The following is a 23,509-nucleotide window of genomic DNA, read 5'->3' as shown; positions in this document are numbered from 1 at the left end:
CCCCCCACTCCCCTCCCCCGTCCCGTCGTACGGAAGCGAAAACCCTCATGCCGACAGTTGCCGGAGTGGACTCCTCGACCCAGTCCTGCAAGGTCGTCGTCTGCGACGCCGCCACCGGGAAGGTCCTGCACCAGGGCCGGGCGGCCCACCCCGACGGCACCGAAGTCGACCCCGAGTCCTGGTGGCGTGCGCTCCTCGAAGCGGGCGCCGGCCTGCTGGAGCATGTCGACGCGATCTCGGTCGCCGGCCAGCAGCACGGCCTGGTGGCACTCGACGCGGCCGGGCAGCCGGTCCGCGACGCCCTGCTGTGGAACGACACCCGCTCGGCGCAGGCCGCCGCCGACCTCGTCACCGAACTCGGCGGTGCGGAGAAGTGGGCGCGGGCCGTCGGCACCGTCCCGGTCGCGGCCATCACGGTCAGCAAGTTGCGCTGGCTGGCCGAGCACGAGCCCGCCGTCGCGGACCGCACCGACCGGGTGCTGCTGCCGCACGACTGGCTGACCTGGAGGCTGTGCGGTGGTTCGGCGGCCGGTGCCGAACCGGTCACCGACCGGGGAGACGCCTCCGGTACCGGCTACTGGTCACCGGCCGACGGCGCCTACCGCCATGACCTGCTGTCCCTCGCCTTCGGTGGCCGCACCCCCGAACTGCCGCGCGTCCTGGGCCCGTACGAGGCCGCGGGCCGCACCCCGGACGGGGTCCTGGTGGCCGCCGGGACCGGTGACAACATGGGCGCCGCACTCGGTCTCGGCATCGAGCCGGGCGACGTGGTCATCTCGCTGGGCACCAGCGGCACGGCCTTCGCACTGTCCGAGCACCCGGTGGGCGACGCCACCGGGGCCGTCGCCGGATTCGCCGACGCCACCGGCCGCTTTCTGCCGCTGGTGTGCACCCTGAACGCCGCCCGCGTCCTCAGCTCCACGGCACGCCTGCTCGGCACCGGACTCGCCGATATCGACCGGCTCGCGCGCGAGTCCGAGCCCGGCGCCGGCGGCCTGGTGTTCCTGCCGTATCTGGGCGGTGAGCGGACGCCCAACCTGCCGGAGGCCGCCGGCAGTCTGATGGGGATGCGCAAGACCAATATGCATCCGCCGCAGCTCGCACGGGCCGCGGTGGAAGGCATGCTGTGCAATATGGCGGACGCGCTCGACGAGCTGCGGGCGCAGGGCATCAGCGCCCGACGCGTCCTGATCATCGGCGGCGCGGCCAAGGCTCCGGTGGTCGGCGAGATCGCCGCCGAGATCTTCGGCACTCCGGTCACCGTGCCGGAGCCCGATGAGTACGTCGCGCTCGGCGCGGCCCGCCAGGCCGCCTGGGCGCTGGCCGGCACCCCGGAACCGCCCCAGTGGCCGGTCGCCTCGGCGGCCCGGCACGTTCCCGTCTCCGCCGACCACTCGGCCGGCCGCCGCATCCGCGCGGCGTACGCGGACGCGCGGGGTGCGGTGTACGGGGGCGCGTAGACGGCGGCTCACTGGTCGACCGGGGCTGGCCGGCGGTGGTCAGCCCGGGTAACTGCCGGGCGCGATCAGGGTGTTGTCGGGGTGTTGTAAGGCGACGCATCCTCCCGGGAGACGATGCTCAAGGTAACCAACGCACAAAAAAGTGCGTACTTGATCATGGTGCGTGGGCATACGAGCCTGGTCGGCATGGACATCACCACCACATCCAAGTCCCCCGTCACCCTCCTCGGTCTCGGCGCCATGGGCACCGCTCTCGCCCGCGCCTGGCTCGCCGCGGGACATCCGCTGACCGTCTGGAACCGCACACCGGAGAAGGCCGCACCGCTGGTGGGCGAGGGAGCCCGAGCGGCTGCCACCCCGGCCGAGGCGGTCGCCTCGGCCACCGGCCCCGTCGTCCTGTGCCTGCTGGACGATGCCTCCGTGGGTGAGGCGTTGGACGGCACGGACCTGAAGGGCAGGGCCGTGGTCAACCTGACCACGGCCACCCCCGCCCAGGCCCGGCGGCGCGCCCGCTGGGTCGAGGAGCGCGGGGCTCGTTTCCTGGACGGCGGGATCATGGCCGTTCCCCCGATGATCGGCCGACCGGAGACCGGCGGCTACACCTTCTACAGCGGTGACCGCGTCCTGTTCGAACGCCACCGCGAGGTGCTGGAAGCTGCCACCGGGGTGAAGTTCGTCGGTGAGGACCACGGTCATGCGGCGCTGCACGACATCGCCCTGCTGAGTGCGATGACCGGCATGTTCGCCGGCATCGCCCACGCCTTCGCACTGGTGCGCCCGGAACGGGACCTCGACGAGGCGGGGTTCGCCGCCCTGCTCGCGGACTGGCTCGGCGCCATGGCCGGCATGACCCATGGCATGGCCGCCCAACTGGTGAGCGGCGACTACACCGAGGGCGTCACCTCCAACCTCGCCATGATGGCGGCGGGCAACGACGCGCTCCTGGCCACGGCGGCGGAACAGTCCGTCGACCCTCGGCTGCTCACTCCCTACATGGAACTGATGCGCCGCCGGGTGGCACAGGGCCATGGCGACGAGGGCCTGGCGGGCACGGTCGACCTGCTCACCGGTGGGTGAGGGTCCGCACGGCGTGCGGCCGGCCTCCCCTGTCCTCCGTCGGAACTGAGGTGACACCGTCAGGAACTGAGGTGGTACTGCGCCCAGGGCTGCGCCGCGACGGGGGCCGGTACCGGCTCCTCGTAGGGAGGCGCGAAGTGCCCCCATGCGGCCAGCGCCTGATCCCAGTCCGTCGGCATCGCCGTCATTTCCGCCATGGACTCCGCCGTGGGATACCAGGCCGAGGGCACGGTCTGCGCCGACGACACCGCGCCCCAACTCCCCGGCTGCTGGGCGGGGATGGAGCACTCCGCCTCATGCGTCTCGTGGGTGCTCCGCCGGTGACGCCCCCCGTACCCCTCCTGCACCGGACCGGAGGGCAACCGTCCCTGAGCCGACAACTGCTGCGCACGCGTCACCAGCCGTGTCAGGTCGAGACCCAACTCCGCGGCCAGCTCCCGCAGATCCACGCCCGTCTGCCAACTCCCCACCAGGACCGCGTCCACCGCGGCGGACACCCCCTGCGGTTCGCCCGCGCCGACAGAAGCGCCGCCCGATGCCCCGGGTGCCGCCGACGCCGCCTCCGCCACGCACTCCGGCTCGCCGGTCTCCTCCTCGTCGGCGGACGTCTCTACGGACGCGGAGGCCGTCGCGGCGGCCAACAGATCATCCGCCACCGCCCGCGCGTCCTCCTTCCCCACCGTCCGACGCGCCACCCGCACCTCACGCTCACTCAACCCAAACAAATCAGCAACCGCCCCCGTACTCCCCACCGTCACCGCAAAAGCCGCCAACACCCGCAACCGATCCGCCTGCGCCTCATCCAACCGCGCCTGCGCCTCCCTCACCCGCTCATCCCCCACACAAAACGCCTCCGCCAAAACCGCATGACGACCCCACAACTCTCTCGGCTCCATACCCACACAACACCCCCCACCCCCCACACGAAACCCAGCCACCCACCAAACACCACGAACGCACCCATCCACCCACAACCCGACAATCACCCAACAACACCAATGGCCGCCACACCCGCACCACACCGCCCACCCACCACACGCCGGCGGTTCCGCACTCAAATATCCGATCGGGGGTCAAAAGCCCTTGCTGGTGAGGGAGTTGCGACCGATCAGAGCAAGGCGGCAGCGGACATGGCCGTCGTCAGCCGACCGTCGCCGGCTGTGCCTCCGGAGCGTGGACGAGGCTGGTCGGCAGGGCGACATACGCGGTGACCCCGGCGGTCTCGTCCGGCCCCTGGGTGGGGCAGAGTTCGACCTGGGCGCCGAGCCGGGTTGCCAGGGTGCCGACGACGTAGTGGCCGAGGGTGGGAGCGACCAGGAAGGGCTCGCGGCCCGCGAGCCGGGCGTTGGAGCGGGCCAGTTCCTCCGCGGTCATGCCGGAGCCGCGGTCCACGACGGCCAGGCAGTACTCGCCGCCGTCGCGCCAGCCGTAGATCTCGACCGGGCGCGAGGGCGGCGAGAAGACCAGCGCGTTCTCGATGAGTTCGGCGAGCAGATGGGAGAGTTCGGCGACGGCCTGGCCGCGGATCCGACCCTCCTGGACGTCGACCACGGCGACCCGCTGGTACTGCTCGACCTCGGCGATCGCCGACTGCACCACCTCGGCGGCCGTCACCAGGCCCGGCCAGGTGCGCGGCGACAGCTCCTCCCCCGCCAGCACGAGCAGCGATTCGGCGTTGCGGCGCATACGGGTGGCCAGGTGGTCCAGTTCGAAGAGCTCGCCGAGCGCGTCCGGGTCGATCTCCTGGCTCTCCAGGGTGGTGATCAGGCCGAGCTGGCGGGAGAGCAGCGCCTGGTTGCGGCGGCCGAGGCTGGCGAGCGACTCGGTGCTGTTGCGGCGGAGTACGGCCTGCTCGGCCGCCAGGCCGATCGCGGTGTTCTCGACGTTGTGCAGGGCGGTGGCCAGGCGGGTGAACTCGCGGGCGCCGTCCGGGATCCGGCGGGATGTTCCGGGCCCTGGGCCGAGTTCGTCGCCCGGGTCGGCCTCCTGGATCCGGGCCACCGCGGCGGGCAGACCGGCACGGGCCACCGAGTCGGCCTCGTCGGCGAGTGCCACGAGGGGCCGGGTGATGGAGCGGGAGGAGAGCACGGCGAGCGCGGTGGCGACGGCGAGAATCAGCACGCCGAGGCCGATGAAGCCGCCCAGCTGGCCGGTGGCCGCATCCCCGGCACGGTCCGCGCGGAGCCGTACGTCGCTGCCGATCTCCCTTTGCACATCGTGGAGTTGGTCGACGAGTGCGGTCATCGACGACCACCAGCCGCGGGGGTCCACGGTGAGCCGGCTGCCGTCGGCGCCGCGCTCGGCCTGCTTCTCGTACTGGGTCGCGCGCCGGGCTTCGGGGGTGGCGAAGGCGGCGCCCAGCGCGGACTGCTGGGCCGGGGTGGCGAGTTGGGTGTACTGGCGCAGGAAGGCGAGCCGGTCGGCCCGTACTTCGGTGAAGTCGAGGAACTCGTGTCCCTTGAAGCGGCCGGCCGCGAAGACCCCGTTGAGGGAGCCGCGTTCCAGGGCGACCGCCTCGGTGACACGGGCGAGGGCTTGCAGGGTGCCGAGCGCATCGGCGAGGGCGTGGTCGCCGCCCGCGGGTTCGGCGGCCGCGGCGTCGATCAGCCCGTTGATCGCCTTGGTGTACGCGGCCAGGGTCGGGATGCGCTGAGCGGAGCCGGCGTCCACCTGACGGCGTTCGACGGCCAGCGCGGTGACCGGGGTCAGCGCGGCTTCCAGAGCGGCAGCGGCGTCCGATTCCGCGCCGTCCGCGCCGAGCAGAGCGTCGAAGCCGGTACGGGCGGCGTCGGTGCGTGCGCGCTGGGCGGCGACGTCGTCGCGGTATGCCGTGGCGCCGCCGAGCAGCCCGTTGGTGAGGCCGCGCTCGCGCTGGAGCTCGCGCACCAGGTCCTGGGCCTTGAGGACCAGCTCGACCCGGTCGGCGGTCTCGCGCCCGGCGGACCAGTCGGCGGCCCGGTCGGCGACGCCGAGGCCGGTCACGACCAGCAGCAGACAGGTGGGGACGGCGAGCACGATGGCCATCCGGCCGCGGATGCTGTGCCAGCCGGGGAACGTGAGCGGATGCGGCAAAAGGCGTCGTTGGGTGCGCGTCACGCCAGATGACGATACGAACCGCCATGCCCGGCGCGGTTTCCCGCCGGTAAGGGGCGGGTTGCTCCCGGCTCACAGCGCACCGGGCGGGGTCGCGCAGCGCACGCCATATTTCCGTAACGCGGCGGACAGGGGCAGGGATCGGGACGGGGAAAGGGGGCGCGGTGGGAGCGGCGGCGGGTACTCCCAATGGCACCCCCTCGATGGACCGCCCCGGCGGGTTCCGGCAGCGTGGCCTGCGTCATGTTCTGACCATTTCGGGGCCCGGCGAGGAGCGGTCATGCGAGAACGCCTGGAGCTGAGACCACTGCCTGCGGCCGCCTTCGTGCAGCCCCACTGGCGGGCGTCCGGCCCCCTGCCATGGGTGACGGCGATCGCCCTCGCCTTCGCGGTCGTCCAGCTGGTCGTCGTCGTACCGGGGTCCGGTCTCAGCTGGGACGAGACGATCTACGTCAGCCAGGTCGGCGGCCACACGCCCCCGGCGTTCTTCAGCGCACCCCGCGCCCGCGGCATCTCCTACCTGGTCGCACCGGTGGTCGCCCTCACCAGCTCCACGACCGCACTGCGGATCTATCTCGCCGTGTTGTCCGCGGCGGCCCTCTTCGTCGCCTTGTGGATCTGGCGGAAGGTGCTTCCCACACCGGTTCTCGCCTGGTCGGGCGCGTTGTTCGCCGGACTGTGGCCCACCGTGTTCTACGGCCCGGCGGCGATGCCGAACCTCTGGTGCGCCCTGGGAGCCCTGGCCGCCGTCGGCTGCTTCGTGCGCGCCGTCCATGGGGCCGGCGACCGGGCGGCGGTGGCCGGGGTGGGCGTCGCCGTGGCCCTGGTCGCCGCGCTGCGCCCCGCCGACGGCGTCTGGCTGACGCTGCCGTTGCTGCTCGCGGTCGTCCTGGTGCCGCGCTGGCGCCGTCCCGCGGTGTTCGCCGTGCTGGTGGCCGGGCTGCTGGTCGGTGGTGCGCCGTGGATCGTCGAGGCGTACGCGCACCACGGGGGCCTGCTCGCCCGGCTGCACCGGGCCAGTGAGATCCAGGGCGGACTGGGCTGGCACATAGCCGTCGACGACCAGGCGAGGGCGCTGGCGGGGCGCACGCTGTGCCGGCCGTGCGGGAATCCGTGGCGGGTCCCGGCCACCGCGGCGTGGTGGGCCGCGGTGCCCGTTCTCGTCTTCGGCGGCATCGCGGTGGCACACCGCAGGCACCGGGGCGGCACCGTCCTCCTCACGGCCATGACCGCGATGTCGCTGGCCGTGCCGTATCTCTTTCTGATCGACTACGCCGCGCCCCGGTTCCTCCTCCCCGCCTACGCGCTGCTCGCCGTGCCCGTGGCCGACTGCATCGTCCATCTGCTCACCGGCGTACGCCGCGCGTTGCGGCTGGTCAGCGCGGTCGTGGTAACCCTGGCCGTGGTGGGCCACGTTGGCGTCCAGTACCAGATCCTGAGCCGGGTGACGGCCAACAGCCGCATCACGACCGCGCGCTACACAGAGATGGCCGGCGCACTGCACCGGCTCGGTGTGCGCCCGCCGTGCGTGGTCAGCGGTGACCGGGCCGTCCCGATCGCGTTCTACGCCGGGTGCGCCTCGCGCCAGACCGGGGGGCACGACGCCAGCAGTACCCCCGAAGTCTTCCAGGCGGGCATACGCCGGATGCCGACCGCCGTCATCGTGGCCGGCCGCAACCGGCCGCCCGGTTTCGCGCGTGACTGGCGATCCGTTCCCCTGCCGCATACGCACGGCGGCGAACCTCACCGGGTGTATCTGCCGCGCCGCTCCCACCCATCGGGCGCGCCCTGAGGCCGGGGCCACCGCCCACATCGCCCCAAGGAGTTCCCGATGGCCGCCGCCTTCCGTTACGACGACCTCAGCGCCCTGTTCATCAACTGCACGCTCAAGCGCTCCCCCGAAACCAGCAACACCGAGGGGCTCATCGACAAGAGCCGGGGCCTCATGGAGGGCAACGGAGTCGGCACCGAGCTCATCCGCGCCATCGACCACGACATCGCCACCGGGGTCTGGCCCGACATGACGGAGCACGGCTGGGCGTCCGACGCCTGGCCGGAGCTGTACGCGAAGGTGCGGGCCGCGGACATTCTCGTGCTCTGCGGCCCGATCTGGCTGGGCGACAACAGTTCCGTGATGAAGCAGGTCATCGAGCGGCTCTACGCCTGCTCCAGCATCCTCAACGACCGTGGCCAGTACGCCTATTACGGCAGGGCGGGCGGCTGTCTCATCACCGGTAACGAGGACGGCATCAAGCACTGCTCGATGAACGTGCTCTACAGCCTGCAGCACCTCGGGTACACCATCCCGCCGCAGGCCGACGCCGGCTGGATCGGCGAGGCCGGACCCGGGCCGTCGTACCTGGACCCGGGCTCGGGTGGTCCGGAGAACGACTTCACCAACCGCAACACGGCCTTCATGACCTGGAACCTGATGCATATCGCGGCCATGCTCAAGCAGGCGGGCGGCATCCCGGCGCACGGCAACCAGCGCACCGCGTGGGACGCCGGCTGCCGCTCGGACGCCGACAACCCCGAGCACCGCTGAGCGTCCCGCCGGGCCCGGGGCGCCGGCCTACGCGCCGAACGCGCCCTCCCCCGCCAAGGACTGCTCCGTCCAGATCACCTTGCCGCCGGCCATGTACCGCGTCCCCCAGCGCTCCGCCAGCTGCGCGACCAGGAACAGGCCCCGGCCGCCCTCGTCCGTCGTGGCGGCCTGCCTCAGGTGCGGTGACGTACTGCTGCGGTCGGAGACCTCGCAGATCAGCGAGCGGTCGCGGATCAGGCGTACGCGGATGGGGCCGGTGGCGTAGCGGATGGCGTTGGTGACCAGTTCGCTGAGGATGAGCTCGGTGGTGAACGCCTCGTCGGCCAGGTCCCACTCGCCGAGCTTGGCGACCGCCGCGGCTCGTATGTGGGCGACGGACGACGGGTCGGGCGGTACGTCCCAGTCGGCGACATGGGTGCTGTCCAGGACGCGGGTGCGGGCGACGAGCAGGGCGATGTCGTCGGCCGGGCGCTCGGGCAGCAGTGCGCCGAGCGCCTCCTCGCAGGTCTCGTCGGGTGTCCGGTCGGTGTGTCCGGCCAGTGTGCGGATCAGCAGGGCCATGCCCTCGTCGATGTCCCGGTCCCGGTCTTCGACCAGGCCGTCCGTGTAGAGCACCAGACGGCTGTCCTCGGGCAGGCTCATGTCCCAGGTCTCGAAGGGCAGACCGCCCAGCCCGAGGGGCGGGCCGCCGGGCACGTCGATGAAATCCGCGGTGCCGTCCGGCAGCTGCAGCACCGGCTGGATGTGGCCGGCGCGCGCCATGGTGCAGTGCCCGGACGCCGGATCGTAGATGGCGTAGAGGCAGGTGGCGCCGGTGACGCCACCCTCGGTGCCGCCGGCGGCCTCGTCCTGGTCCATGCGGGTGACCAGCTCGTCGAGGTGCCACAGCAGCTCGTCGGGCGGCAGGTCCAGGTTGGCGAAGTTGTGGACTGCGGTGCGCAGCCGTCCCATGGTGGCGGCGGCGTGCAGGCCGTGGCCGACGACATCGCCGACCACGAGTGCCACGCGGGCCCCGGGCAACGGGATGATGTCGAACCAGTCCCCGCCGACGCCGCCGAGCCCGCCGAGCCCGGCCTGCGCGGGCAGATAGCGGTACGCGGCTTCGACGGCGTTCTGCGCCGGCAGGCCGCGCGGCAGCAGGCTGCGCTGCAGGGTGACGGCCATGGTGTGCTCGCGCGTGTAGCGGCGGGCGTTGTCGACGCTGACCGCGGCGCGGGCGACCAGCTCCTCGGCGAGGGAGAGGTCCTCCTCCTCGAAGGGCTCGGGGGTGGCAGCGGAGCGCCAGAAGATCGCGACGCCGAGAATGACGCCGCGGGCGCGCAGCGGCACCGCGATCATGGAGTGCAGGCCGTCCGCGACCAGCCGCCTGGCCCGCTGGGGATCCTGCCGCTGCCAGCCGGAGAACGCCGCCAGATCCGTCTCCAGGACCGCTTGGCCCTCGGCGATTCCGGAGCCCACGGCGGTGGACGGCTCGAAGCGGATCAGTTTTCCGAGCGGGTAGAGGGCGAGGTGTTCCTGGTCTCCGGCGACGGCTGTGCGCCGCATCTCGATACCCGCGGTGGTCGGTTCCTCACCACGCAGCACCGCCTCGGACAGGTCGACGGAGACGATGTCGGCGAAGCGGGCAGCGGCGAACTGGGCGAGTTCCTCGCAGGTGCGCACCACGTCGAGGGTGGTGCCGATCTCCGTACCGGCGTCGTACAGCAGCTTCAGCCGGCCGCGCGCCACTGTGGCGCGGCCGGTGACGGCCTGCAGCTCGGTGGTGTCCCGGAGCGTGGTGACGCTGCCGGGCGGCCCGCCGTCCCGATCGGTCGACCGCTGGTTGACGGCGAGCAGCCGTTCGCCGACCGGGTGCACCTCGTCGGTGACCATCCGCCCGGAGATCAGCAGCCGGGCGGTCACCGGGTCGAGCCCGAGGTCGGCGACGGGGCGTCCTTCCACGTCGGCCGGGAGGTCGAGCAGCCTGCGCGCCTCGTCGTTGGCGAGCAGCAGCCGCTGGTCGTCGCCGACGATGATCACGCCCTCGCGTACGGCGTGCAGAACCGCGTCGTGATGCTCGTACATCCGGGTCATCTCGGCGGGGCCGAGGCCGTGGGTCTGGCGGCGCAGCCTTCTGCTGACCACCGCGGTTCCGCCGGTGGTGAGGAGCAGCACTCCGGCGGCGGCGCCGAACAGCAGCGGGAACTGGTCGTCGACGACGCCGCTCACCCGGGCGATGGTGATACCGGCGGAGACCAGCCCGATGACGTGGCCTTTGTTGTCGAAGACGGGGACGACGGCCTGGACCAGGGGTCCGATGGTGCCGACGATCTTCTCGGTGACGATTCCGCCGGCCAGTGCGGGGGCGGTGTTGCCGACGAACTTCTTGCCGATGCGGTCGGGCTTGGGGTGGGTGTAGCGGATGCCCTCGGTGTTCATCACGACGATGAAGTCGACCCCGGAGCGTTTGCGGGCGGCTTCGGCCAGCGGCTGCAGGATCACGGTCGGGTGCGGGCTCTTGAGAGCCCGCTCCATGCCGGGGGCGTTGGCGAACGTCTCGGCCACGGCGACCGATCTGTTGGTGGCCTCGCGTTCCGCGTCGGTCCGGGACTGCAGCACGAGCGCGGTCATCGCGGCGGCGACGAGCAGGACCACGATCGCCACCTGCAGGAGAAAGACCTGACCTGCGACAGTTCGCATCCTCAGAACCGAACGCGGGCGGCCGTAGCGTCCGGCCATGTCCTCTTTCTACACCTCCCGCATACGGTGGGCGAGCCGCACGATGCGGAGCGCGGCGGCCGCCGGGAACCCAGGTCGATCTACGGTTCGATGGTCCCGTAGTCCTGGCCAGGACACCAGAGGGCGGACAGACCCGCGGGTAGGTTCTGTGGCCGTGTGCGGGGTCGGTGCCGTCGCGTCGTTCCTGACTGCGCCGCCATGGCGTGTCCCATACGTACAGCCTGCGACGTATTCAGGCTATTCGGGGCCGGTGATGCGGGCATGGGCGCGTGTAACTCTTGCCACAGGTTTAAAAGCCGTGATGACGGACGGCAGCTGATCGAGGGAATGCGGCCTCCGGCTCAATGTTCCTGGTCAGGCCGTTGCGGCGGCGGATCGGAGGCGGCGCGGGGGCGGCGGCGGGGCGGCGGATGGGGGCCAGCGGGCCGACGAGCCGATATGAGACGTTCGTGGGATGCACGTGATGCACGTATCGGATGAGATCCGCCCCGAGGAGATCCGCGCCCAGGCGGCCGCGCTCATCGACCAGCACGCGCTCGGGGTATGGACGCCGAACGGTGCCGACCGGCGTGCCGCCGTGGCGCTGTTCGACTTCCTGGAAACGGGCCGGCCGCTCTCGGCCGAGCAGATACGGTCCGCTCTCTCCCCCGCGGCGTCGGTGTCCGGCGCGAACGCGGACCTGCTCCGGCTGCTGCACGGGACCGCCGGTCTCCTGGACGCGCCGCAGGCCGCCGACAGCCGCGACGGACGGGACGCCGTCGACCATGTCTGCCTGCTGCTGGACGCTCTCGCGCTGTCCCGGCCTGCCGCCGAGTAGTCGGGACGCGCGACATGCAACGGCACGGGGCCCGTCTCTCGATGAGACGGGCCCCGTGCCGTTGCGTTCCGGCGGGCGTCAGGCGGAAGCCGTCGCCACCTCGGCGGCGGGCTCGGCCTCGGGGGCCTGCTCGTCCTCGGGAACCGAGATCACCCAGTGCGTCTGCTGCCGGGGGCGGAGGTAGCCCGCCCAGTACCCGGCGGCCACCGCGACGATGACGCCGGTGATGACCAGGCTCTTGGTGCTCTGCTGGGAGAGCACCCAGGCCAGCGCCACGACGAGCAGCGCCGGGACCGCCGGCCACAGCGGCATCCGCCAGGCCAGGCGGTGCTTGTGGGCCCCGCGGCGCGAGACCAGCGCACCCAGCGCGACGAAGACGTACATCGCGGCGACGGCGACGCCGGTGACCTCGCTGAGCGTGTCGAGGTTGACGAAGCACAGCACCGCGCCGGGGACGCCGACGGCCAGGGTGGCCGCCCAGGGGGAGCCGAAGCGCCGGCCGACATGGGACAGGACGCGGTTGACGGGGGTCGGCCAGGCGGCGTCGCGTGCCGAGGCGAAGAGCACGCGGGAGTTCTGGATCACCATGACGATCGCGGCGTTGATGATCGCCAGGGCGATGCAGAGGCTGACGAAGGTGCCGACGGCGGAGTTGCTCCACGCCTGGACCATGCCGGCGACGTCACCGGCGCCGAGCGTCGCCAGGTCCGGTGCGCCGAGGGTGATCGCGATCACCGGGACGAGGACGACGGCGGCGCCGATGCCCAGCGTCCACAGCACGGTGCGGGAGACGTTGCGGCGCGGGTTGTCCATCTCCTCGGCGAGGTACACGGCCGTCGAGAAGCCCTGGAGGATGAAGAGCGCGGTGGCCAGTCCGGTCACGATCAGCCCGGCGGTGATGGCCGTGGTGTGGCCGTGCCCGGCGTCCATCACGGGGTGGACGAGCACGGAGGCGGACCGGTTGGTGTGGCTGAAGCCGAGGAAGGTGACGACGGCGCAGGCCACAACCTCAAGCACCAGGAAGATGCCGGTGATCCAGGCGTTGGCACGCAGGTCGAGCAGGCCCATGGCGGTGGCCAGCAGCATGACCGCGGCGGCGGTGTACTGCGGGTCGAGTTGCAGGATCGGGGTCAGATAGTCGGCGGTGCCGAGGGCGATGATCGGCGGGACGATCATGACGACGATCAGCGAGAGGATGAAGACCAGCCATCCGGCGAGCCGTCCCATGAGCGTGCCGACCATGGCGTATTCGCCGCCGGAGCTCGGTATGAGCGTGCCGAGTTCCGAGTAGGTGAAGGCGACGCCGATACAGAGCAGGGCCGCCACCGCGATGGTGAGCGCCGTTCCGGTGCCCAGGCTGGCGAACGAGTCCGGCACGATCACGAACAGGGACGATGCCGGGGTCAGGCAGGACAGCGTGAGCAGCGTTCCTCCGACGACACCGATCGAACGCGTGAGTTTGGGGGCGTCCCCCTCCGTCGCGCTGCGGGTCTCCCGCTCAGGAGCTGCGGAGGTAACGGTCGTGTCGGGCATATCAGTTATCCATGTCCCATCGGTGCTGGCGGGCAGGAAGGGGGCACCTTCGAGGTGAATGCCGTAAGGCGGTGCAGACCGATGGACGTTCGGCGCCGCTTCGGTGACCGAATACAACCCCCGCCCAAGACCCCCGTCAAGAACCCGTCAACACTTTGAGACAACGAAATCCGTCGCGAGATGGACGATGCTTGGCGCTATCCATCTCATCGTGGCCAGCGATTACGCGGATTTCGCGGTCTCGCGAGAGGTGCGGATTCTTCCGTCGGCCGACACGGAAAACGGTCACTCCACCGGCACCGGATCAGTGGATCAGCGGCTCAGGTCGGGCCCGGAGTCCGGTCAGGCGTCGTCGGCGCTGACCCGGGCGATGAGCAGCGCAACATCGTCGTGGCCGTGCGGTGAGCGCAGCGCGCTCAGGAGCCGGTCGCAGAGCTCCTCCAGCGGCCTCTCGGGCTCGGCGAGCAGGCTGAGCAGGGAGTCCAGGCGGGTGTCGATGGGCTGGTCGCGGGTCTCGATCAGCCCGTCGGTGTAGAGCACCAGCTGGTCGCCGTCGCGCAGCGGCACCGTGGTCTGCTCGAAGCGCACGCCGCCGACCCCGAGGGGCGCGCCGGTGGGCAGATCGAGCAGTTCGGGAGCCTTGCCCGGCCGGACGACGACGGGCGGCATATGGCCGGCGACGGCGATCCGGCACTCCTCGCGGTGCGGGTCGTACACCGCGTACAGGCAGGTGGCGAAGGCCGGGTCGAGGCCCGCGGCGATGTGGTCGAGGTGCCGGAGGACCTCGTCGGGATCCAGGTCGAGTTCGGCCAGGGCGCGGGTGGTGGTGCGCAGCTGGCCCATGGTGGCGGCCGCGTTGATGCCGCTGCCCATGACGTCGCCCACCACCAGGGCAGTCTTGTCACCGGCCACCGGGATGGCGTCGAACCAGTCGCCGCCGACCTCGCTGGCCGCCAGCGCGGGCTGGTAGCGGTAGGCGATCTCCATGCCGGTGGGCTGGCGCGGCCGGTGGTTCATCAGGTGGCGCTGGAGGGTCAGGGCGGTGCGGCGTTCGCTCTGGTACGAGCGGGCGTTGTCGATGCACACCGCGGCGCGGGCGGCCAGCTCGACGGCGAGCGCGACATCGTCCTCGTCGAACGGCAGCGGATTGCGTACGCGGTACAGCGACAGGGCACCGAGGACCTCACCGCGGGCGATCAGCGGCACCGCCAGATAGGAGTGCAGTCCGGCCCGCCCGAGCAGCGCGGCACCGTCCGGATCGGCGGCGATACGCGGCAGGTCCTTGTCGGTCACATGGGCCACCAGGACCGGGCGGGCGTCGGTCACACACCGGGTGATCAGCCGGTCGGCGTCGTACGAGGCGATCTGCCCGGTGGGGTCGGCGGCGCGCACGGCGTCGGTGGCGTAGGCGGCGGAGACGGCCAGCGCCCGGAAGCGGGCCGGTCCGCCGGGGACGCGGGGAGCGGGACGCCGGCCCTCCAGGACGGCGTCGAGCACATCCACCGCGGCCAGGTCGGCCAGCTCGGGCACGATCACGTCGGCGAGTTCGTGGGCCGTCTGGTCGACGTCGAGAGTGGTGCCGACAGTCGCGGAGGCGTCGGCGATGACGGCGAGGCGCCGGCGGGCACGGGCGGCTTCGGTGGCGGCCCGGTGCTGCTCGGTGACGTCGACGACGGAGGTCGCCAGGCCCAGGACCCGGGCGTTGGCGTCCTCCAGACGGTAGTACGACACCGACCAGGCGTGATCGGTGTGGGGGTCGTCGGCGGTGCGGCCGACGGTGAACTGGGCGAGCCGCGGCGTTCCGCTGGCGAGGACGTCGCGCATCGTGGCCACGATGGTCTCGGTGTCCAGGAACTGCAGGGCGTCGGCGACATGGCGGCCGATGTGCTGTTCGGCGGGCATGTCGTTGATGCGTTCCAGCGCCGGGTTGACCATGACGAAGCGCAGGTCGGTGTCGAGGACGGCGAGCCCGATCGGCGACTGGGCCACCAGCCGCACCGACAGCGCCAGATCCCGCTCCACCCGGCGCAGAACCGCCTGGTCGGTGGCGATGCCCAGGGCGAAGGAGTCGCCGTGCTCGTCCTGGAGCCGCATATTGCGGAACTCCACCAGACGGGTGCTGCCGTCCTTGTGCACGACGGGAAAGACCCCGGCCCAGCTCTTGCCGCTCGCCATCACCTGGGCGAACAGCTGGAAAATCAGCTCCAGGTTCTCCGGTGCCACGAGCAGGTGCGCGGCGGACTGGCCCAGCGCCTCCTCGGCGGTCCAGCCGAACAGTTCCTCGGCCTGCGGGCTCCACAGCGTGATCCGCCCGCGCGCGTCGAGCATCACCGCGGCGACGCCCAACACGTCCAGCAGGCCGCCAGGCTCGGAGGGGCCCGCCCCGACCGCGGCGACGTCGTCCGGGAACGCGTCGGTCGCACCCATCCAGCACTCCTTCCGCCGGCCACCTGGACCGGCAGCCGTGGTGCTTCCGTGCACCGGCCGTCTCTCGCCGTGCTTCAGCTGCCCTCCATCATCTCTCCAGACGGGACGGGCCCGCAGGGAGAGCCGGATCCCCAGGAGATCAATTCCCGGGGCGGGAGCTTGAAAAATGAAGGATTTCACGACGGGCGCCAGCCGTCACGCCATATGACGGAGCGAGGGCGGTACGACGCAGCGCGCCCGCGCTGTGAAGGCGATGGGCGAGCAGAGGGAAGAGCGGAGGGAGGGGCTCTGATCGGCGATCCCTGATCGCCGAGACCGCGGACGACAAGCCCCGCCTCGGACCGGCCCTAGTCTCCCCACTCCTCCGGCCCGCCGCCGAGCCAGTCGATGAGGTCGGTCTCCTCGACCTCCACCTCGTCCAGCGGCACATGCTCCGTCAGCCGGGTGTGCCGCAGGAACTTCACCAGGTCCTCGATCCGGTGGGCGACTCCCAGGGTCCGGTCGCCGACCGTCACGCGCCGCGCCCCGTCCGGGTCCGGCGGGTGCACGGTCACCCGTGGTGGCTTCTCGTCCATTCCCCCAGGTTGCGGCCGGGAACGACGGGGCGCATATCGCGGGCCGCTTCACGCCGCGTCGGCCCACCCGGCCGCCCGGTTCCGTCCCACCCAGCCGAACATCAGCAGCGCGGCCACCGCGGCGAAGGCGCACCAGGTGGAGAGGAACTCCAGCCGCCACAGCGATGCGCAGATCACCGCCCCCGCGCCGACCAGGCCGCCCAGCAGCCGGAGCAGCGGATCGCCGCCGAGCAGCAGGGCTCCGACGGTGGCGGCGAGATAGCCGGCGACGAGCGGCGGCGCGTACGGCAGCGCAAGCAGGTAACCGACGGTGTGGCCCCGGATTTCGGCCGTCGCGGGGCGGTCGGCCAGGCCGTACGCGAGGGCCGCCGCGGTGGCGAGACCCGCGGCGGCGGGGATCAGCAGCCGGCGCCGGGCGGCCGGTGGGGCCGCGAGGAGCACGCCCAGGGGCACCCATACGGCGAGCAGGGGCAGGGCGACGACCGCCCAGGCCGTGGTGGCCGGACCGGTGCCGCCGCCGGTACGCCAGACGGCGGACTCGATGATCTGGTGGATCCCGAGGAGCAGCGGCAGCGCGGCCAGCGGCAGATCGGATACGCGGCGCAGTCGTACGAGGCAGGCCACTCCGACGGCGGCGATTCCGGCGCCCGCCGCCAGGTCCGCCGTCGCGCTCCAGCACATCACGTCCCCCAGAGGCAGGCCGGACAACCAGCACGCCGGGCAAGCAGCACGCCGGACGGCCAGCGGGCCGGCCAGCAGCAGTCCGGGCAAGCGACGACGGGCCGCCGCGGATGGTGCGCCGCGGCGGCCCGTCTCAACTACTGGCTGTTAGAAGCCGAAAAGGCCACCGCCCCAGCCGAAGGGCCAGCCCCAGCCCCATCCACCGCCGCCCCAGCCCCAGCCGTGACCGTGACCGTGACCCCAGCCGCCGTGGCCCCAGTGGCCGTGGTGACGGTGGTGACGGCCGTGACCGTGACCGTGACCATGGCCATGACGGCCGTGGCCGTCGTCGGCCACGACGACCTTGGCCGTCGGCGCGACGGGTGCGGCCTGGGCCGCGCCGCCGAGCGGGACGATGGCGACGGCGGCAAGCGCCACGGTGGCCAGCGAACGTCCTATGATCTTGCGCATTGCGTTCTCTCCTGGTTGGCAGGGATCGGACATGGGATCGATACCGCGGAAACCAGGGCATTTTGCAGCCAATAGGGATATTCGCTCTTCCGTGCTGATATTGCTCCGACCGCAGCAGCCGCGCAGGACAGGGACGCCCGCCCGTGCCGTTCCGCAGCCCGCCGCCGAACCGGAGATTCCGCTGGTCAGAGGCGGATGATGACCAGCGCCGTGTCATCGGTGGCGCCGCCGGGCGGGATCAGCTCCGACAGCAGCGCATCGGCGAGCGCTTCGGGCGCGGCGCCCTGGTGCCGGGTGAGGGAATCCGCGAGGCGGGCCAGCCCGACGTCGATGTCCTCGCGGCGGCGTTCGATCAGCCCGTCCGTGTAGAGGACCAGGACGGTGCCGTCGGTGAACGGGGTGTGCGCCTCGGGCCGGGCCACATGATCGGGCCGGGCGCCCAGCGGCGGGTCGGTCGCCCGGTCCAGGAACTCCACGCTGCCACCCGGGCGCAGCAGGGCCGGCGGCGGATGGCCGGCGCTGCTGTAGGTGAGGGTGTGCGCGGCCCAGTCGATGACCACCTGCACGGCGGTGGTGGATTCGGCGCCGTCCACGGAGCCGGCGTACCGGCCGAGCACTTCCAGCGCTCGGGCGGGCCCACCGACGACGAGGGTCGCGGCGCTCAGCGCACTGCGGAGCTGGCCCATGACGCAGGCGGCCGCCAGCCCATGCCCGACGACGTCGCCGACGGCCACCGCCATCCGGTCCCCGGGCAGGTCGTCCAGTGCGTACCAGTCACCGCAGACGTTCAGCGCCCCGACGGCGGGCTGGTAGCGGACCGCCGCCCGGTGGTGCCCCACGGGCCGGGGCGCGGGCAGCATCGCGTCCTGGAGGGCCAGCGCCACCTGACGTTCCCTGGCATGGGCGGCGCGCAGCCGTTCGTTGACCGCCTGGAGCTCCTGGGCCCGGGTGTAGAGCTCGGCCTCCAGCCGCTCGCGGTTGCCGCCGGCCTCGCGGCGCGCCCTGATGAGCTCGGTGACCTCCTCGACCCGGTGGATGACCAGCTGCACCTTCCCGTCGGGGCCGAGCACGGGGGCGTTGACCGGGCTCCAGTAGCGCTCCTCGAACACGCCCGGCCGGCCGGGCGGCTCCACGTCGTAACGCTGGAGCGCCATGGTGTCGGTCGTGCCGGTGGACACCACCCGCCGGAGGGAGGCGAGGAGGTTGCGGGAGCCGGTCGCCTCCGGATCGCCGGGATTGTCGGGGAAGACGTCGATGAGATAGCGGCCGACCAGATGCTCCCGCTCGCGCCCGGAAACCCGCAGGAGCGCCTCGTTGACGTCGACGATCACGAACTGCGGGGTGAGCAGCAGCACGGCTCCCGGCAGGTCCTGGAAGACCGCCGCGTAGTCGATCCGGGGTTCGCTCACGGCAAGCTGCCTGCCTCGACGTCGGCGCCCTGGTCCGGTGCGCCGCATGCCGGCGGCCGGTCCGGGCCGGTCCCTTGACCAGGCGGTACGGGCGCGGCCGCGCGGCCGGCCCTGCGGTCAGTATGCGGCCTCCGAGCGGCCGCCGCCGCGCCCTGCCGGGCGCCCGCGGCGTTCGTCTGGCCGTGCCGCTCAGCGTTTGCGGGCCCGGCTCGGCTGGACCCTGGACGGCTCCCCCGGCATCTTCGGATGGTCGGGCGGGTACGGCAGATCGCCCAGTCCTTCGTCCGCCGCCTGCCGGTCGGCGAGTTCGAGGACGGATTCCAGACCGAAGGCGTGCTCGCCCATGTCCGCGTGCACATCGCCGAGTTCGGCGAACCGCGGCGGGACGGTGCGCAGGTCGAAGTCCTCGGGCGCGGCGTCGGACAGCTCCTCCCAGCGCAGCGGGGTGGAGACGGTGGCACGGGGCCGGGCGCGCAGCGAGTAGGCCGAGGCGATGGTCCGGTCCCGGGCCATCTGGTTGTAGTCCACAAAGACCTTGGCGCCGCGCTCCTCCTTCCACCAGGCCGAGGTCACCAGCTCCGGCATCCGGCGTTCCATGGCCCTGGCCAGCGCGATCGCGGCCCGTCTGACCTCGGTGAACGTCCATTGGGGCCGGATCGGGACGTAGATGTGCACCCCGCGGCCGCCGGACGTCTTGGGCCAGCCGCTCAGCCCGTGCTCGGCCAGCAGCTCGCGCAGCGCCTGCGCGACCGTGACGGCGTCGGCGAAATCCGTGCCGGGCTGCGGGTCGAGGTCGATCCGCAGTTCGTCGGGGTGTTCGGTATCGCCCCGCCGGACCGGCCAGGGGTGGAAGGTCAGACAGCCGAGGTTGGCCGCCCAGATGACCGCGGCCGGTTCGGTGGGGCATATCTCGTCGGCGAAACGTCCGCTGGGGAAGGCGATACGGGCGGTGGGCAGCCAGTCCGGCAGCCCCTTCGGCGCGCGCTTCTGATAGAAGAACTCGCCCTCCACCCCGTCGGGAAAGCGCTGCATGGTGGTGGGCCGGTCCCGCAGACCACGCAGCACCCCGTCCGCCACGGCGAGGTAGTACTCGGCGACGTCCAGCTTGGTGAATCCGCGCTCCGGGTAGTACGTCTTGTCCGGATGCGACACCCGCACCGTGCGCCCGGCGACGTCCAGCTCGACAGCTCCTGCGGCCATGCGTCCACGCTAGGTTCGGTGGGGCTCCGGCGCGCGGCGGGGAGCGACAGGGGCGGACCCTCGGGGTCTTCGAACCCCGGGCACACCAAGCCCCTGGCGCGCGCGAAGCGCCGCGAGCGCGCAGGATCGGGAGCATGGATCTGCCTGTCATGCCACCGGTCTCCCCCATGCTCGCCAAGCTGGTGACCGACATCCCCGCGGGCATGCAGTACGAGGCCAAGTGGGACGGGTTCCGGGTGATCGTCTTCCGGGACGGCGAGGACATCGAGATCGGCAGCCGTACGACGAAGTCCCTCACCCGCTACTTTCCCGAGGTGGTCGCCGCCGCGCGCGCCCAGCTGCCGCCGCGGTGCGTCGTCGACGGCGAGATCGTCATCGCCCATGACGGGCGGCTGCACTTCGAGGAGCTGCTGGAACGCATTCATCCGGCGGACTCCCGGGTCCGGATGCTCGCCGAGCGGACGCCCGCCTCGCTGATCGCCTTCGATCTGCTGGCCCTCGGCTCCGAATCGCTGATGGACGCGCCGCAGTCGGCCCGGCGGGAAGCGCTGGTGGAGGCGCTCCGCGCGGCCCGGGCCCCGGTTTACACCGCGCCCGCCACCACCGATCAGGAGCTGGCCCGGACCTGGTTCACACAGTTCGAGGGGGCGGGCCTGGACGGCGTGGTCGCCAAGCCACTGGATCTGCCCTACCGGCTCGGCGACCGGGCGATGTTCAAGATCAAGCACGCTCGCACGGCGGACTGTGTCGTCGCGGGCTACCGGCTGCACAAGAGCGGACCGGTCGTCGGATCCCTGCTCCTCGGGCTGCACGACAGTGCCGGGCAACTCCAGCATGTCGGGGTGTGCGCCTCGTTCCCCATGGCGAAGCGGCGCAAGCTCGTCGAGGAACTGGAGCCGCTGCGGATGGACGATGTCTCGGACCACCCCTGGGGCGACTGGACCGACGAGGCGGCACACGCGTCGCAGCGGATGCCCGGGGGGCCCAGCCGGTGGAGCGGCGGCAAGGACCTGTCGTGGGTGCCGCTGCGCCCGGAGTGGGTGTGCGAGGTCGCCTACGACCACATGGAGGGCAGCAGATTCCGTCATACGGCCCAGTTCCGCCACTGGCGCCCGGACCGGTCACCGGAGAGCTGCACCTACGCCCAGCTGGAGGAGCCGGTCGGCTACGACCTGGGAGAACTGCTCGGCGGCTGACGGCGCGCACCGCCGCATCACCGCGCCTCGCCCTCCTCGGGCGGCCAGCGGCGCCGGCTCTCCCCCGGCGCGAGGCGGTCCACCACCTCGGCCAGTTCCAGGCACGCCTGCTCGATCCGCCGCCGGATGGTGTTCTGCTCGGTGACGATGGCCGACAGCAGCAGCGCGGTCAGTGCCGCGGACCCGTTCAGGGCCTGGAGGTTGACCATGGCGGAGAGGAGGGACTGGCCTCCGAACGGCCCGCTCTGCTCGGTCGCCGCGGTGATCGCGAAGAGGGACAGCACCAGCACACAGGGCGCCGCGCCGATGAGCTGGAAGCGCAGTGCCGCCCACACGATCAGCGGAAAGACCAGGAACAGCACGGAAAGCTCGCTCCTGGTCACCAGCAGCGAGACCACGACACAGGCGGCCGCCAGCGCCGCCGCCTCCAACCACCGGGAGGGACGGACGTCCTGCGGCCACCGCACCGTACGGAGCGCGAGCAGCAGCGGGGCGACCACCAGCACGCCCATCGCGTCGCCCACCCACCACGCCGCCCAGGTCGGCCAGAAACCGCCCGGCGGCAGGTGGCCGGTGATCCACAGGGTGCAGCTGGCCACCGTGGCGCTGATCAGCATTCCGCCGAAGGCGCCGAGGGCCACCAGCGCCACACCGTCGCGCAGCCGGTCCATCTCGACGCGGAAGCCGACCCGGCGCAGCATCAGGTAGGAGAGCACCGGCGCGAGGGTGTTCCCCGCCATGATCCCCAGGGCGCCGGGGTCGACCGGGCTGAGCGAGGCGATGACCAGGAGCGTGCCGACGACGATTCCCGGCCAGGTCCAGAAGCCCACGAGGAACAGGCAGCTCAGCGCGATGCCGGTCGGCGGCCACAGAGGCGTGACCACCGCACCCCCGATCACCACGTGCTGCAGCAGGCCGACCCGTGCGGACGCGAAGTAGACGGCGGCGAAGGCGAGGATCGTGAGCCCTGCTGTAGCGAGACGCCGGAACTCCTCGGTGCGCACCACATCAGCCATCAGACAACGCCGATGTCCCGGTGCCGTTCACGACACGCGCGCCCGCGTCCGCGCTTCACCCGTGCCTGTCCTCCGCGGCGTCGTGGCACAGCACGATCACCGCGGCGTCGTCCTGGTGGCCGGTGAACTCGGCGACGCTCATCACCCCGGCGGCCACGTCGGCCGGTTCTGCGCCGACGGTGTCACTGACCAGCCGGGCCACCTTCGCCAGGCCCACCTCGATCGGGAACGACGGGCCTTCGACCACCCCGTCGGTGAGCAGCACGAACACCCCGGCCTTGGTGAGCCTGCGGCGGGTCACCGGGTACGACTCCGCCGGCATGATGCCCAGCGGCAGGCCGCCGGCGTCCTCGGCGAGGCCGAACCGGCCGTCGGCGGTGGCCCAGAGCCCGGGTACGTGGCCGGCGCGGGCGCTGGTCAGCTCCCAGGTGACCGGGTCGAAGCGGAGGAACGTACAGGTCGCGAAGAGGCCGCAGTCCACGGAGAGGAGCAGGTCGTTGGCCCTGCTGAGCACCTCGCCCGGGTCGGCGGCGCCGGTGGCCACGGCGCGCAGGGCGAGCCGGATCTGCCCCATGAAGGCGGCCGCCTCGACGTCGTGGCCCTGGACATCGCCGATGCAGTACGCGAGCGAGCCGTCCGCCAGCGGGAAGCCGTCGAACCAGTCGCCGCCGATGTCCAGACCGTGCCGGGCGGGTGCGTAGGTCGCGGCGGCCCGCAGTCCGGGCGCTTCCGGCAGGGTCGCGGGAAGCATCTCGCGCTGCAACGCCTCGGCGAGTTCCACCCGTGCCTGCTGGAGCTCAGCTCCTTCCCTCGCTTGAGCGGTCAACCGCCCGAGCGTGGACAGCAGGTCGTCTGCGCTCGCCGACCGCGGGGGACGACGCCGAAGCATGGACCGCTCCAAAGTGCATCGGTTCATGGGCCACTGCGGGGTACGCTCCGCGCGGCATTCCGTCCTGGCCTCCTGACCTGGGCATCCGGCCCTTTTCCGCATTCATCATATTTCCGCGGTTTGCCTTTCGCTTGATGAAGGCAAGCGCTTGATGAAGGCAAGCGGACCGCCCCGCTCAGGCGCAGCTCCAGCAGCCGGACCAACATGCGGTGCGGACCGGGTGGCCCCTCATGTCGTGCACGGCGCGATGCTTGCGGCGGTGGTCGGTGGCGGCGCTTGCCCGGAAGAGGTGCGCGGCGCACAGGATGACGGTGAGCGCGGCGAGTTCCTCGGGCTCGGCGCTGCCCCGGTCGATACGCAGCGGGACACCCGGCGGGTCGGGAGAGGCGGAGGTGCTCATGTGTGGGGTCCATGGGCTTGTCG

General features: G+C 72.0%; 19 protein-coding genes. 6 read left to right on the top strand and 13 right to left on the bottom strand.

Going from position 1 to position 23,509, the window contains the following annotated elements; genetic code table 11:
• Positions 1 to 47: 47 nt before the first annotated feature.
• On the top strand, positions 48 to 1,460 hold the full coding sequence (gene xylB / locus FCH28_RS29405) for a xylulokinase (RefSeq protein WP_136743226.1): 1,413 nt from the start codon (positions 48 to 50) through the stop codon (positions 1,458 to 1,460).
• Between the two features lie 186 nt (positions 1,461 to 1,646).
• Positions 1,647 to 2,537, top strand: a complete 891-nt coding sequence (locus FCH28_RS29400) for an NAD(P)-dependent oxidoreductase (protein WP_136743418.1) — start codon at positions 1,647 to 1,649, stop codon at positions 2,535 to 2,537.
• Positions 2,538 to 2,596: 59 nt separating this feature from the next.
• On the opposite strand, the gene FCH28_RS29395 is transcribed toward FCH28_RS29400, so the two are convergent.
• Together FCH28_RS29395 and FCH28_RS29390 are read right to left on the bottom strand one after the other, a co-directional pair.
• Positions 2,597 to 3,193: a hypothetical protein gene (locus FCH28_RS29395; RefSeq protein ID WP_246103344.1), complete on the bottom strand. Its 597-nt coding sequence runs from the start codon at positions 3,191 to 3,193 to the stop codon at positions 2,597 to 2,599.
• A 484-nt stretch (positions 3,194 to 3,677) separates the two neighbouring features.
• A complete protein-coding gene (locus FCH28_RS29390) occupies positions 3,678 to 5,633 on the bottom strand; it encodes a sensor histidine kinase (protein WP_136743225.1) in 1,956 nt (651 codons plus the stop codon).
• Between the two features lie 277 nt (positions 5,634 to 5,910).
• Between FCH28_RS29390 and FCH28_RS29385 the strand changes: the two genes are divergently transcribed.
• Complete coding sequence (locus tag FCH28_RS29385) at positions 5,911 to 7,422, top strand: hypothetical protein (RefSeq protein WP_136743224.1); 1,512 nt, start codon at positions 5,911 to 5,913, stop codon at positions 7,420 to 7,422.
• Positions 7,423 to 7,461: 39 nt separating this feature from the next.
• Positions 7,462 to 8,175 (top strand): flavodoxin family protein, encoded by a 714-nt coding sequence (locus FCH28_RS29380; RefSeq protein ID WP_136743223.1) that lies wholly within the window; start codon positions 7,462 to 7,464, stop codon positions 8,173 to 8,175.
• A gap of 27 nt (positions 8,176 to 8,202) precedes the next feature.
• Here FCH28_RS29380 and FCH28_RS29375 read toward each other — a convergent pair whose 3' ends face one another.
• Positions 8,203 to 10,893, bottom strand: a complete 2,691-nt coding sequence (locus FCH28_RS29375) for a SpoIIE family protein phosphatase (RefSeq protein WP_136743222.1) — start codon at positions 10,891 to 10,893, stop codon at positions 8,203 to 8,205.
• Between the two features lie 463 nt (positions 10,894 to 11,356).
• On the opposite strand from FCH28_RS29375, the gene FCH28_RS29370 reads away from it, so the two are divergent.
• On the top strand, positions 11,357 to 11,710 hold the full coding sequence (locus FCH28_RS29370) for a hypothetical protein (RefSeq protein ID WP_136743221.1): 354 nt from the start codon (positions 11,357 to 11,359) through the stop codon (positions 11,708 to 11,710).
• 78 nt (positions 11,711 to 11,788) lie between these two features.
• On the opposite strand, the gene FCH28_RS29365 is transcribed toward FCH28_RS29370, so the two are convergent.
• From FCH28_RS29365 to ligD, 7 genes are all read right to left on the bottom strand, one after another.
• A complete protein-coding gene (locus FCH28_RS29365) occupies positions 11,789 to 13,243 on the bottom strand; it encodes an APC family permease (RefSeq protein ID WP_246103343.1) in 1,455 nt (484 codons plus the stop codon).
• 342 nt (positions 13,244 to 13,585) lie between these two features.
• Positions 13,586 to 15,670, bottom strand: a complete 2,085-nt coding sequence (locus FCH28_RS29360; RefSeq protein WP_136743220.1) for a SpoIIE family protein phosphatase — start codon at positions 15,668 to 15,670, stop codon at positions 13,586 to 13,588.
• A gap of 347 nt (positions 15,671 to 16,017) precedes the next feature.
• A complete protein-coding gene (locus FCH28_RS29355; RefSeq protein WP_136743219.1) occupies positions 16,018 to 16,245 on the bottom strand; it encodes a hypothetical protein in 228 nt (75 codons plus the stop codon).
• Between the two features lie 48 nt (positions 16,246 to 16,293).
• Positions 16,294 to 16,926, bottom strand: a complete 633-nt coding sequence (locus FCH28_RS29350; protein WP_136743415.1) for a DUF6629 family protein — start codon at positions 16,924 to 16,926, stop codon at positions 16,294 to 16,296.
• A 147-nt stretch (positions 16,927 to 17,073) separates the two neighbouring features.
• Positions 17,074 to 17,376: a hypothetical protein gene (locus FCH28_RS29345; protein ID WP_136743218.1), complete on the bottom strand. Its 303-nt coding sequence runs from the start codon at positions 17,374 to 17,376 to the stop codon at positions 17,074 to 17,076.
• A 185-nt stretch (positions 17,377 to 17,561) separates the two neighbouring features.
• The gene (locus tag FCH28_RS29340; protein ID WP_136743217.1) at positions 17,562 to 18,785 is read right to left on the bottom strand and encodes a PP2C family protein-serine/threonine phosphatase; all 1,224 of its coding nucleotides are present in this window, start codon (positions 18,783 to 18,785) and stop codon (positions 17,562 to 17,564) included.
• Positions 18,786 to 18,974: 189 nt separating this feature from the next.
• Entirely contained in the window at positions 18,975 to 19,985 is a 1,011-nt protein-coding gene (gene ligD / locus FCH28_RS29335; RefSeq protein WP_136743216.1) for a non-homologous end-joining DNA ligase, read from the bottom strand.
• A gap of 134 nt (positions 19,986 to 20,119) precedes the next feature.
• Between ligD and FCH28_RS29330 the strand changes: the two genes are divergently transcribed.
• Positions 20,120 to 21,181 (top strand): ATP-dependent DNA ligase, encoded by a 1,062-nt coding sequence (locus FCH28_RS29330; protein ID WP_136743215.1) that lies wholly within the window; start codon positions 20,120 to 20,122, stop codon positions 21,179 to 21,181.
• 17 nt (positions 21,182 to 21,198) lie between these two features.
• Here FCH28_RS29330 and FCH28_RS29325 read toward each other — a convergent pair whose 3' ends face one another.
• The 3 genes from FCH28_RS29325 to FCH28_RS29315 all read right to left on the bottom strand — a co-directional run bounded on the left by FCH28_RS29325 (position 21,199) and on the right by FCH28_RS29315 (position 23,486).
• Positions 21,199 to 22,188: an MASE1 domain-containing protein gene (locus FCH28_RS29325; RefSeq protein WP_187363962.1), complete on the bottom strand. Its 990-nt coding sequence runs from the start codon at positions 22,186 to 22,188 to the stop codon at positions 21,199 to 21,201.
• A gap of 64 nt (positions 22,189 to 22,252) precedes the next feature.
• The gene (locus FCH28_RS29320) at positions 22,253 to 23,086 is read right to left on the bottom strand and encodes a PP2C family protein-serine/threonine phosphatase (protein ID WP_136743213.1); all 834 of its coding nucleotides are present in this window, start codon (positions 23,084 to 23,086) and stop codon (positions 22,253 to 22,255) included.
• A gap of 175 nt (positions 23,087 to 23,261) precedes the next feature.
• Complete coding sequence (locus FCH28_RS29315; protein WP_136743212.1) at positions 23,262 to 23,486, bottom strand: acyl-CoA carboxylase subunit epsilon; 225 nt, start codon at positions 23,484 to 23,486, stop codon at positions 23,262 to 23,264.
• Positions 23,487 to 23,509 lie beyond the last annotated feature (23 nt).

It is taken from the genome of Streptomyces piniterrae, from assembly GCF_005048155.1.
GTDB classification, from domain to species: Bacteria; Actinomycetota; Actinomycetes; order Streptomycetales; family Streptomycetaceae; genus Streptomyces; species Streptomyces piniterrae.
This window is presented reverse-complemented; position numbering and strand designations above follow the sequence as displayed.